At 70.8% G+C, this 11,605-nt stretch carries 7 protein-coding genes; 3 read left to right on the top strand and 4 right to left on the bottom strand.

The window, feature by feature from the left end:
• Positions 1-504, bottom strand: a 504-nt coding sequence (locus tag VJ655_RS20400; protein WP_324114332.1) for a TetR family transcriptional regulator, incomplete at its 3' end; no start/stop codon positions are given.
• A gap of 67 nt (positions 505-571) precedes the next feature.
• Here VJ655_RS20400 and VJ655_RS20395 point away from each other — a divergent pair.
• A complete protein-coding gene (locus VJ655_RS20395) occupies positions 572-976 on the top strand; it encodes a hypothetical protein (protein WP_324114330.1) in 405 nt (134 codons plus the stop codon).
• Positions 977-991: 15 nt separating this feature from the next.
• Here the strand turns inward: VJ655_RS20395 and VJ655_RS20390 are convergent, their stop codons facing one another.
• Entirely contained in the window at positions 992-1,474 is a 483-nt protein-coding gene (locus VJ655_RS20390) for an SRPBCC family protein (RefSeq protein WP_324114328.1), read from the bottom strand.
• A gap of 79 nt (positions 1,475-1,553) precedes the next feature.
• Positions 1,554-2,027: a pyridoxamine 5'-phosphate oxidase family protein gene (locus tag VJ655_RS20385; protein ID WP_324114327.1), complete on the bottom strand. Its 474-nt coding sequence runs from the start codon at positions 2,025-2,027 to the stop codon at positions 1,554-1,556.
• Between the two features lie 144 nt (positions 2,028-2,171).
• Here VJ655_RS20385 and VJ655_RS20380 point away from each other — a divergent pair, with 144 nt between their 5' ends.
• Both VJ655_RS20380 and VJ655_RS20375 read left to right on the top strand, forming a co-directional pair.
• On the top strand, positions 2,172-2,936 hold the full coding sequence (locus VJ655_RS20380) for an SDR family oxidoreductase (protein WP_324114325.1): 765 nt from the start codon (positions 2,172-2,174) through the stop codon (positions 2,934-2,936).
• A gap of 215 nt (positions 2,937-3,151) precedes the next feature.
• Positions 3,152-5,704 (top strand): response regulator, encoded by a 2,553-nt coding sequence (locus tag VJ655_RS20375; RefSeq protein WP_324114323.1) that lies wholly within the window; start codon positions 3,152-3,154, stop codon positions 5,702-5,704.
• Positions 5,705-5,798: 94 nt separating this feature from the next.
• On the opposite strand, the gene VJ655_RS20370 is transcribed toward VJ655_RS20375, so the two are convergent.
• Positions 5,799-11,605: putative Ig domain-containing protein (locus VJ655_RS20370; RefSeq protein WP_324114321.1), on the bottom strand; the 5,807-nt coding region annotated here is incomplete at its 5' end.

Raw genomic sequence — 11,605 nt, 5'->3', positions numbered from 1 at the left:
CTCGATGGCGGCCAGGATGGCGGCCGCGACGCGGCGGCGCTCGGCGGCGTCCGCGAGGTCGAGCTGCTCTTCCAGGCTGGCGATGGCCCCTTCGATCTGAGCGCGGGCGATGGCGGCGAACGGCGTTTCGCCCCGGCCGCCGCGCGCCAGGATGTCGGCCCATACGGCGCGGAACGGTCGCAGGTCCGGCAGGGCCAGGAAGGCGGCCGTGTCGCGCATCACCTGCGCCGGGGGGCGGCGGCCGGAGACGCGCGACGTCTCCAGCACCTTGTCCAGCCGCCCCGCCAGCGCGGCGACGGCGGCTTGGACCAGCTCGGCCTTGTCCTCGAAATAGTACAGCAGCATCCGGTCGCTGGTGCCCAGCCGCGCGGCCAGGTCGCGCAGCGGGATGCCGGCCAGGCCCTCGGCCAGCATCACGTCGGCGATGCGGCCGGTCAGGGCGGCGCGCTTGGCCTGGGACTTGGGGCCCGATGGGGGGCGGTGGGACGAGTCGGAGGAAGTCATTGACTCCCTCTGTAGCAGGCGCTACGAAAATAGAAACGTAGCATATGCTACATTTTGGAGGCTGGCGATGCTGAAGGCTTGGCAGGTGGTCGTGACGGCGGCTTTGGGCGTGGCCATGTGGGGCTTCGTCACCCATGGCCTGCGAGCCCATCCCGAGCGGGCGCTGGACGTGGACCTGGCCTTGCGCGGAACCCTGATCGCACCGCTGGCGGGCCTCTTCAGCGTCTGGCTGTGCCGGTTCGTGGGACGGCTGAAGCCCGAGCAGATGCTGGCCGGCGTGTCGGTGACGGGAGCGGTGGCCATGATGCTGGACGGCTGGGCGATCCGCTGGGCGCCGCAGATCTACGGGGCGTCAGACCGGTCGCTGATGTTCGCCGGCGGCGGCCTCCTCTGGAGCTACGGCGCCGCCTTCGCGGCGGCGGTGGCGTGGGCTCTGATCGAGGGGCGGGCCTCGCGAGCCCCTCTCTCATAGAGAGAGGGGTCTGAGTCACAGCGTCTTGGCCAGGGCCGCCAACTGGTCGGCGACGATGCCCCAGCCTTCGTGGAAGCCCATCTTTTCGTGCGTGTCGCGGTCCTCGACGCTCCAGTGGCGGGCCACGGCGCGGTAGCGGGTCTTGCCGCCGCCCAGGTCCTCGAAGGTGACGATGGCGACCATGAAAGGCTTGGCCGACGGCTTCCAGGTCTCGCTGAAGGCGTCGGTGAAGACGATCTTCTCGTTGGGGACCACTTCCAGATAGACCCCGGGCTGGGGGATACGCTCGCCGTTCGGGCCGTTCATGACGAGGTAGCTGTTCCCGCCCGAACGGACGTCGAGCCGCACGTCCGACACGGTCCAGGGCTTGGGGCAGAACCACTGGGGCATCAACTCCGGCGTGGTCCAGCACTTGTAGAGCTTCTCGCGCGGAACATCGATCACGCGCTCCAGCACGAGGTCGCGGTCTTCGGCGGCGGGGGCGGCGTCGAGGGGCATGGGGCGTCTCCTGTCTGAGTGATTTCGTCCCAAGGACGCACCCGCGCCAAGCCTCCCGACAACGCCTCGCCAAAAAAGTTCAGCCCGGTTCGATCTCCAGCTCGCCCGCCTCGACCAACTGGGTGTGGCCAAAGCCCTGGCGGTAGTCGAGGATCGAGACCACCTTGGGCGTCACGCAGAAGAGCGCCAGCCCGCCGCCTTCGGCCGCGTCGAACGCCTGGCCGACCTGCGGGAATTTCTCGAGAAACAGCCGCCCGATCTCGATCGCCTGCTGGGGATCGGTGATCCGCTGGGCCAGGCCCGCCAGGGAGACGCCCCGGATCTCGTCCCACTGGCCGTAGGGCAGGGTGATGGCGATCGACACCCGAGGATCGCGCCCAAGGTTGCGCGCCTTCTGCGAGTCCGCCGAGCAGCCGAAATAGATCGACAGGCCGTCGCTGACGTAGCTGACGGTCGTGGCCTGGGGCCAGCCGTCCTCGCGGACCGTCGCCACGGTCAGATCCTGGCCGGTCGCCAGGATCTGGACGATGTCGTGTCTGGCTTTCTGTTCCATCGCGCTTCTCCCTTCGCGAGACCAGCGAGGCTGGTCCCGCCGGCGGGCGGGCGCGATGATCCAGATCAAGTCGCGAGCCTTGACCCGCGCGTCCGCCGGCTCCACTGTGACGGAAATTCAAACAAACGTTTTAGGGAGCGCCTCATGAGCCTCTTCGACCTTTCCGGCAAGGTGGCGATCATCACCGGGTCCTCGCGCGGGATCGGCAAGGCGATCGCCGAGCGCATGGCCGAGCACGGCGCCAAGGTGGTGATCTCCTCGCGCAAGGCGGGCCCCTGCGAAGAGGTGGCCGCCGCGCTCAACGCCAAGCACGGGGCGGGGACGGCCATCGCGGTCCCGGCCAACATCGCCTCCAAGGAAGAGCTGCAAAACCTGGTCGACGAGACCCACAAGGCGTTCGGCCGGGTCGATATCTGCGTCTGCAACGCCGCCAGCAATCCCTATTACGGCCCGATGTCGGGCATCGCCGACGACCAGTTCCGCAAGATCCTGGACAACAACATCATCAGCAATCACTGGCTGATCTCGATGGTCGCGCCGGAGATGCGCGAGCGCAAGGACGGCTCGATCATCATCGTCAGCTCGATCGGCGGCCTGCGCGGCAACGCCATCATCGGCGCCTACAACATCTCCAAGGCCGCCGATTTCCAGCTGGCCCGCAACCTGGCTCACGAGTTCGGGCCGGACAACGTGCGGGTCAACTGCATCGCGCCGGGCCTGATCAAGACCGACTTCGCCAAGGCCCTGTGGGACAATCCCGAGACCCTGAAGCGCTCGACCCAGGGCGTGCCGCTGCGCCGCATCGGCGAGCCGGACGAGCTGGCCGGGGCGGCGGTGTACCTGGCCTCCCAGGCCGGCAGCTTCATGACGGGCCAGGCGATGGTCGTGGACGGCGGGGCGACGATCTAGGGGGAGACTGGTGCTCCGAGCCCACAACTTCCGTCATTCCCGCCCCTCGGGCCGGCAAAGCCGGTCCCTGGGGGCGGGAATGACGGAGCGTTGGTGGTGGGCTCGTCTTATTCGCGTCTCGCCGCGCCCGCTCTCAAGCCCGCAACCCCCGCGACAAGCTTAACCCGTCCTACATCTGTTGCCGCAAGGCTGGCCGAAACCCCAGGAAAGCGGATTTGCGGCGGCTTCTGACTTCTATCGCGCTGATCGGAACCCTGGCGGCGAGCGCCGCCTGGGCCCAATCGAGCGCGCCGCTGGCCCAGCGCCTGGACCAACTGAGCCACCGGATCGGCGCGGTCCAGGCCCGGCCGCCTCGCGACAACGAGGACATCGAGCGCGCCGGGCGCCGGGCGCTCGAAGAGCGGGGCCAGGCGCGGCTCTACGATCTGTGGCGGGTTCTCTACGCCTATAAGAGCAACCAGATCGAGGACCGGTTCGACGCCTGGGCCGAGCGGGCCCGCCAGGTCGCGCGGCGCGACCACGACACGCACCTCTCGACCCTGGTCGACCTGGAGGTGCTGGCCTATCGCCACGAGACCCACGGCTTCCGCGCCTTCACCGATCCCGACTGGGCGCGGTTCATGAGCCAGTCCGGTCCCGACCTGCGGCTGATGGCGGGGATCGAACGGGTCCGCCACCTGGGCCAGGTGGGACGCTGGGCCCAGGCCGCGCGTCTGGCCGCCGAGCTGACCGGCGAGCTGGAACGGCGCGGCGACATCGCTCAGCCGCTGCTGGCCGAGCTGCACCAGGTCCACAGCTACACCCTGTCGGACATGGGCGACAAGGAAGGCGCCCTGGACCACATGACCCAGGCGGCCGAGCTGGACGAGCGCGACGCCTTCTACGTCCGCAAGATCGAGCGCATCTACGACATCGCCTTCACCGCCGCCGACCTGGGAGAGCTGGACCAGGCGCGGCGCTTCGCCGACCTGCACCATCGCATGACCGTGGGCGCGGGCGATCCGGCCCTGCTGACCTGGGACCGCTTCCTGTGCGGCAAGATCGCGGGCCTGGCCGATCAGCCGCGGCAGGTGCTGGCCTGCCTGGCCAACGCCGCGCCGGTGATCGACAACCCCTCGCGCCGGCTACAGGTGATCATGCTGCGCCAGCGCGCGGTGGCCGAGGGTCAGTTGGGCATGGCCGCCGCCGCGCGCGCGGACCTGAAGCGGCTGGCCGAGGTCTCCACCGTTCTCACCCAGCGCGATCCCCAGGCCGAGGCCCTGATCGAGGCCTATATCGACCAGGCCGAGGGGCGCGGGGCGCAGGCCTTCCGCAAGCTGGACGCCTGGCGCAAGGACGACACCCTGCGCACCGGGCGAGAGCACGCCCGCAGCGTCGCCGAGATCTCCGCGGCCCTGGACAGCGAGCTGCGCGCCAAGCGCGACGAGAGCCGGCGGCTGAACGAGCAGGTGCGCCTGTCCCAAAGCCTGGCTCGCGCCTCGGTCGTCATCGCCCTGCTCCTGGGCGTGCTGGTGGCCGGCGGGGTCGGTTGGGCGCTGAACCAGCGCCGCGCCTCGCGCCGCCTGAAGGGCGCCCAGGAACGGGCCGAGACCGCCAACCAGGCCAAGTCCGCCTTCCTGGCCGTGATGAGCCACGAGCTGCGTACGCCGCTGAACGGCATGCTGGGCCTGGCCCAGGCCATGCGGTCCGACCAACTGACACCCGAGCAGAGCGAGCAGGTCGACCTGATCCTCGACAGCGGCGACACCCTGCTGGTGCTGCTGAACGACATTCTGGACCTGTCCAAGATCGAGGCCGGCAAGCTGGAGATCGCCCCGACGGCCGGCGACCTGGTCCAGAGCTGCGCGCGGCTGGTCGGTGGCTATCAACCCACGGCCCGCGAGAAGGGCGTGGCCCTGTCGTTCCGGGTCGAGAGCGCCGCGCCGGGTCCCCTGCTGTTCGACGGCGTGCGGGTGCGCCAGTGCCTGACCAACCTGGTGTCCAACGCCCTGAAGTTCACCACCGAGGGCAAGGTCGAGGTCGGCCTGGCCTGCTATCCCGAGGAAGACCCCCTTGAGGGCTTCGGCCGCGTGCGCGTGCGCCTGCGGGTCTCCGACACCGGCATCGGCATGAACGAGGCCACGGTCGCCAAGCTCTTCCGTCCGTTCACCCAGGCCGACGCCTCGACCACCCGCAACTTCGGCGGCACGGGTCTGGGGCTCAATATCACCCGGCGGCTGGTCGAGATGATGCGTGGCGAGATCAAGGTCGAGAGCGAGGAGGGCCGGGGCTCGGTCTTCACGATCGAGATGCTGGTCGACCCGGCCGAGCCGGCCGAGACTCCGGCGGGAGACGGCGAGACGGGTGAGGCCGAGCCCGGCTTCGCCGCCCTGCACGGCCGCTGCGTGCTGGTGGTCGACGACCATCCGGTCAACCGCCGGGTCATCCGCCTGTTCCTGGAGCCGTTCGAGTGCGAGCTGGTCGAGGCCGAGAACGGCCAGGAGGCGCTGGACACCCTGGCCCAGCGACCGATCGACCTTGTGTTGATGGACGTCAACATGCCGGTGATGGACGGGCTGGAGGCCACCCGCCGCCTGCGCCAGGACCCGCGCTTCGCCCGGCTGCCGGTCATCGCCCTGACCGCCGACGTGATGTCGGCCCAGATCAAGACCTGCCTGGACGCCGGCTGCGACGCCCATGTCGCCAAGCCGATCGACCTGCGCAACCTGCTCTCGGTCATGGACCGCTGCCTGGCCCGCGCCCCAGGCCGCGAGGCGGCGGCGGGGTAGGGGCCGGAAGAGCCCTTCGCCGTCTCGAGGCGCCGGGCTCCCTGCGCTGGTTCCCAACCTGACCACGAGGCGGGCCACTTCCCACGGGGGAGGCTTAGAACGACGTGCTGACGGACACCCGCAGTCCCCGGCTGTCGGTGTTGGCCGACAGGGTGTTGTCGAAGTCCACGCCCATCCGCAGGCCGCCTTCGGTCAGGATGTCCACGCCCAGTTCGAGACGGGTCTCGTTTCGATCGGCGCGATCCTCCTTCAGCCGATAGGTCGGGCCGTTGAGCCAGTCGGCGTAGTTCAGCCTGACGTCGCCGGGCGACTCGAAGTCGTGCGCATACTCGACCCGGAAGCGCGGCGCGACCTGTCCGAACGAGACCTCGTACCGGTAGTCGCCGCGCAGTCCGAGGGTTCCGGTCAGGGTGCGCAGGGTCTGGCTCTGATAGGTCAGGGCGTAGGGGCCGCCGCCGGTCTCGCTGAAGCGATCGAGCTTGGAGCGGGTGACGCCGATCCGGCCGTAAGGCGAGATCATCCACGGACCGCGGCGTTGCTCCAGGCTGGCGGTCAGCGCCGCGAACAGCTGGTCGCCGCCGCGATCGCCATGAACCAGCTCCTTGGTCGCCGTCACGTAGCGCCGGGTCTTGTAGTCGAGCGAGCCGTAGCCGGCCAAGGCGTCGATGAAGACCTTCTCCATGGGCTGGTAGCTGGCGTAGAGGCTGGCGCTGTAGCCGTCGGCCTGGCTCTTCGTGCCGTCATGGCCGACGCGACTGGAGTCATGGCCGTAGCCGACCCCCACGCCGACCGCCAGGCCCGGCGCCGGGCGGTAGTCGACGCCGGCGGTGAGGCCGTCGGTGGTGAAGCGGAAGCCCTTCTGGGCGCTGGTCGCGTCCCGCGAGCCGAAGTCGGCCGCGCCCGACATCCACGTGCTCCAGCGTGGCGGTCGTCCGCCCTCGCCGCCGTTGCTGGGGCGAGCGTCGGCCGCGCCGTCCCGAAGACGGAGCGCATCGACGCCCAGGCGTTCGACGGGACCCTCGCCGTCGTCCAGGCGGCCGTAGCGACGATAGCGCTCCATCGCCTCCAGGCCGTCGGCCCGCCGGATCTGGCCCCCCTGCAGGGTGACGCCGTAGCGGTTCCCGCCCCCGCCGTTGTGCAGTTGTTCCAGTCGCCGGCTGATGTTGCCGATCTGGCCGTTGGCGAAGCGCCGGGCGGCGGCGCCCTGGGCGGCGATCAGCCCCCGGACCTCGGCGTCGGCCGTGGGATCCGGGCGGGCGGAGACGATGATGGTGACAAGGCCGGGCGCGGAGGTCGCGAAGCCGTTGGACAGGGTGTAGCGCAGGACCGCGGTCCCGACGAACGCGTTGTCCGGCGTGAAGCTGAGTCTGTAGGCCCCTGTCGAGGGCGAGGTGATCGATGTCGTTCCGGCGGCGCTGGGCGCGAGCGACGTCACGGCGGCGCCCGTGAAGGGGCCGCCGCGCGCGTTGGCGGTCAGGTCGACGATCGCGGTCTGGCCCGCCAGGATGTTGACCGTGATCGGCGCGCCGGCCAGGGGCTGGGGATTGACGCTCACCGTGACGGTCGTCGGAGCGCCGGTCCCGCCGTCGCCGTGCGCGGTGTAGGTGAAGGTGTCGGTCCCCGAGAAATCCGTCGCCGGCGTGTAGATCACGGCGAGGCCCGAAACGACCGCCGTACCGTGCTGGGGCGGAGTGGCGATCGCGATCGAGTCGAGCGGGCCGGCGTCATTGGCCGTGACGGCGATGGTGACCGGGACATTCACCATCGTCTTGGCGACATCGGCCGCGGTGACCGGAGACGCGGTGACGACGTCGATGCTGATGGCGGCCGGGATCGAGGTCCCGCCCGGGCCCGACGCGGCGTAGGTGAAGCTGTCGATCCCCACATAGCCGGGCTCGGGCGTGTAGACGATCTCGATGCTGGCGGCGGCGCGAGGGGCCGACGCCCGCCCGTCCGAGGTGGATGAAGCCGGGGCGCTGGACGGGGCCAGGCCGAACACTTGGGCGACGCCATGCTGGGGCGGCTTGACGATGAAGACCGTGGTGTAGAAGCCGTTGATCAGGGGGGTGAGGTCGATCACCGTGCGATTGTCGCCCACGGGCGGGGTGATGGTGAACGGCTTCACCACCGGCGGCACGGGGGCGCCGACGCTGGAGGAGAAGCTGGCGCTGGCCGAGAACGGCGCGCCGGTTCCGGTGGTGGAGTCGGTCCCCGTGATCGTGAAGGAGAAGGCGCCTTCGCTCGTCGGGGTTCCGGACAGCACGCCGCTGGTCGAGTCGAACGTCACGCCGTCCGGCAGGACGCCGGAGACGCCGAAGGCGTAGGGCGCCTGTCCGCCGGAGACCGTGAACGCCTGGCTGAAGGCCATTCCCACGGTCATGGGCGCCAGGGCGTTCGGGCTGATCGTCAGGCTTGGTCCGCCGATGGCGATCGAGAAGGTCTGGAGGCCCGTTGCGCCATTGGCGTCGGTGGCGGTGATCTGGATGGGAAAGGTTCCCGCCGTGGTGGGCGTGCCCGACAGGACGCCGGCGGCGCTGAGGCTCAGGCCGGGCGGAGCCGTGTTGGCCGTGAAGGCGTAGGGCGCCGTGCCGCCGGAGGCCGAGAAACTGGCGCTGTAGGCGGACGCGGCCGCGCCGGACGGCGGACTTCCCGAGACGACGAGCGTGGGGGCGGTCACCGTGATGGTCACCGTGGCGGGCGCGGACGTCCCGCCGCCGTTGGTGGCGGTGTAGGTGAAGCTGTCGGTCCCGGAATAGCCGGCCGTGGGCGTATAGGTGATGGTCAGGCCCGACACCGTGGCCACCCCGTGGCCGGCGGCCGTGGCGATCGCGACGCTGGTGGCGGCCCCGCCGCCAAGCGAGAGGGTTATGGGATTGGCGCTGCTGTTGGCGGCCACGGTGGCCGAGACCGCCGCGGCCGTCGGGGCGGACGGCAGGTTCACCACCAGGGCGTAGGCCTTGCTGGCGGTGGCGGCCGTTCCGCTGGTGGAGTCGGTGGCGGTGACGGTGAAGTTGAAGGTTCCGTTGGCGGTGGGCGTTCCGCTGAGCACGCCCGCGCCGCTCAGGCTCAGGCCGCCCGGCAAGGTTCCGGCGGTGACCGCGAAGGCGTAGGGCGCCAGGCCGCCGCTGGCGCTGATGGTCTGGCTGTAGGCCGTGCCTTGCGCGGCGTTGGGCAGGCTGGCGGGCGCGATCGCCACCGTGCCGACGCCGATCGTCAGGCTGTAGGCGCGGCTGGCGGTGAACGGGCCGGTTCCGGTGCTGGAGTCCGTCGCCGTGACGGTGAAGTTGAAGGTTCCCGTCGCGGTCGGCGTGCCCGCCAACGCGCCCGCCGTGCTGAGCGTCACGCCCGCCGGCAGGGCGCCGGCCGTGACGGCGTAGCTGTAGGGCGCCGTGCCGCCGCTGGCGGCGTTCAGCGTCGCCGAATAGGCCGTTCCGGAGGCTCCCGCCGTCAGGCTGGTGGCCGGGAGCGAAATGGTCGGCGCGCCGACGGTCAGGCTGTAGGCGCGGGCGCCGGTGAAGGGCGCGCCGGTCCCGGTGCTGGAGTCCGTCGCCGTGACGGTGAAGCTGAAGGCGCCGGCGGCGGTGGGCGTTCCCGACAAGGCGCCGCCGGCGCTGAGGCTCACCCCCGCCGGCAAGGCGCCGGCCGTGACGGCGTAGCCATAGGGCGCCGTGCCGCCGGTGGCGGCGTTCAGCGTGGCCGAATAGGCCGCCCCGACCGTGGCGTTGGTCAGGCTGGTGGCGGGCAGCGAGACGGTCGGCGCGCCCACGCTCAGGCTATAGGCGCGGCTGGCGGTGAACGGCGCGCCGGTCCCGGTGCTGGAGTCCGTCGCCGTGACGGTGAAGTTGAAGCTGCCGGCGGCGGTGGGCGTCCCCGACAGGGCGCCGGCGGCGCCGAGCGTGACCCCGGCCGGCAAGGCGCCCGCCGTGACGGCGTAGCCATAGGGCGAGGTCCCGCCGGTGGCGGCGTTGAGCGTGGCCGAATAGGCCGTCCCCACCGTGGCGCTGGTCAGGCTGGTGGCGGGCAGCGAGACCGTCGGCGCGCCGACGGTCAGGCTGTAGGCCTGGCTGCCGGTGAAGGGGCCGGTCCCGGTGCTGGAATCCGTCGCCGTGACGGTGAAGTTGAAGGCGCCCGCGGCGGTGGGCGTGCCCGACAGGGCGCCGCCGGCGCTGAGGCTCACCCCCGTCGGCAAGGCGCCCGCCGTGACGGCGTAGCTGTAGGGCGCCGTGCCGCCCGTCGCCGTGGGCAGGGAGGCCGAATAGGCCGCGCCGATCGTGGCGTCGGTCAGGCTGGACGCGCCCAGGCTGACGGTCGGCGCGCCGATGGTCAGGGTGAACGCGCGGCTGCCGGTGAAGGGCGCGCCGGTTCCGGTGCTGGAGTCGGTGACGGTGACGGTGAAGTTGAAGGTTCCCGCGGCGGTGGGCGTCCCCGACAGGTCGCCGGCCGCGCTGAGGCTCACCCCCGTCGGCAGGGCGCCGGAGGTGACGGCGTAGCTGTAAGGCGCGGTGCCGCCGGTCGCGGCGTTCAGGGTGGCCGAATAGGCCGCGCCCGGCGTTCCGGCCGCAAGGCTGGTGGCGGGCAGGGTGATCGTCGCGCCCGAGATCGTCAGGCTGGCGCTGGCGGTGGAGGTGTAGGCGCCCGCGCCGGTGGAGCTGTCGGTGAGGGTCACCACCACCGTGGCGTTGGTCGCCGCCGACGGCGTGCCGGAGATGACGCCGGAGCTGTTCATGCTGAGGCCGGCGGGCAGTCCCGTGGCCGAGAAGCTGGAATAGGGGGCCTTGCCGCCCGAGACGGAGACCGCCGAGGCGCCGGAATTGTAGGCCGTCCCGACCGTGCCGGTCGAGGCTGGCAGGGTGACGCTGAAGGTGGGATTTCCGACCGGAACCGTGACCGTGGCCGATCCGGAGGTTCCTCCGCCGTTGGTGGCGGTGAAGGTGAAGGTGTCATTGCCCCGGTACCCCGCCAACGGCGTGTAGGAGACCGTGCCGGAGCTGTCGATGCTGACCGAGCCGCCGCCGGTGGTGGTGGCCGAGCCGACGGCGTAGCTGGTCGGGCTGTTGGTCACGTGGCCGGTGACGCTGAACGTCGTCGCCGAGGCGCCGCCGGTGTTGTAGGCCACGGTCGAGCCATAGGTGAAGCCGCTGGCCACGGGCGTGGTCGGCGCGCTGATCGTCAGGCTGGCGCTGGCGGTGGAGGTGTAGGCGCCCGTGCCGGTGGAGCTGTCGGTGAGGGTCACCACCACCGTGGCGTTGGTCGCCGCCGACGGCGTGCCGGAGATGACGCCCGAGCTGTTCATGCTGAGGCCGGCGGGCAGTCCCGTGGCCGAGAAGCTGGAATAGGGGGCCTTGCCGCCCGAGACGGAGACCGCCGAGGCGCCGGAATTATACGCCGTCCCGACCGTGCCGGTCGAAGCGGGCAGGGTGACGCTGAAGGTGGGATTGCCGACCGGAACCGTGACCGTGGCCGATCCGGAGGTTCCCGAGCCGTTGGTGGCGGTGAAGGTGAAGGTGTCATTGCCCCGGAAGCCGGCCAGGGGCGTGTAGGACACCGTGCCCGAGCTGTTGATGCTGACCGAGCCGCCGCCGGTGGTGGTGGCCGAGCCGACGGCGTAGCTGGTCGGGCTGTTGGTCACGTTGCCGGTGACGCTGAACGTCGTCGCCGAGGCGCCGCCCGTATTGTAGGCCACGGTCGAGCCGTAGGTGAAGCTGCTGGCCGTGGGGGAGGCCGAGACGACGGTGATGGTCACCGTGCCGGGGAGGTCGTTAAAGCTGTTGTCGATGCCGAAGAAGCTGGCCGTGTCGGTGCCCGTGAAGCCGGGGGGCGGGGTGTAGAAGAAACCGTTGTCCTGCGTGTTGCCGGCGTACTTGATGCCGTCGGTGAAATTGTTGCGAACATACAGCGTCC

It is taken from the genome of Caulobacter sp., from assembly GCF_035254145.1.
Taxonomy (GTDB): domain Bacteria; phylum Pseudomonadota; class Alphaproteobacteria; order Caulobacterales; family Caulobacteraceae; genus Caulobacter.
The sequence above is the reverse complement of the archived record's forward strand: the minus strand, read 5'-3'. Positions and strand labels throughout refer to the sequence as shown.

What these genes read in the sequence shown, in the direction of transcription:
- VJ655_RS20395 (WP_324114330.1), top strand. Translation starts at nt 572, where the DNA reads ATGCTGAAGGCTTGGCAGGTGGTCGTGACGGCGGCTTTGGGCGTGGCC.
- VJ655_RS20390 (WP_324114328.1), bottom strand. Translation starts at nt 1,474, where the DNA reads ATGCCCCTCGACGCCGCCCCCGCCGCCGAAGACCGCGACCTCGTGCTG.
- VJ655_RS20385 (WP_324114327.1), bottom strand. Translation starts at nt 2,027, where the DNA reads ATGGAACAGAAAGCCAGACACGACATCGTCCAGATCCTGGCGACCGGC.
- VJ655_RS20380 (WP_324114325.1), top strand. Translation starts at nt 2,172, where the DNA reads ATGAGCCTCTTCGACCTTTCCGGCAAGGTGGCGATCATCACCGGGTCC.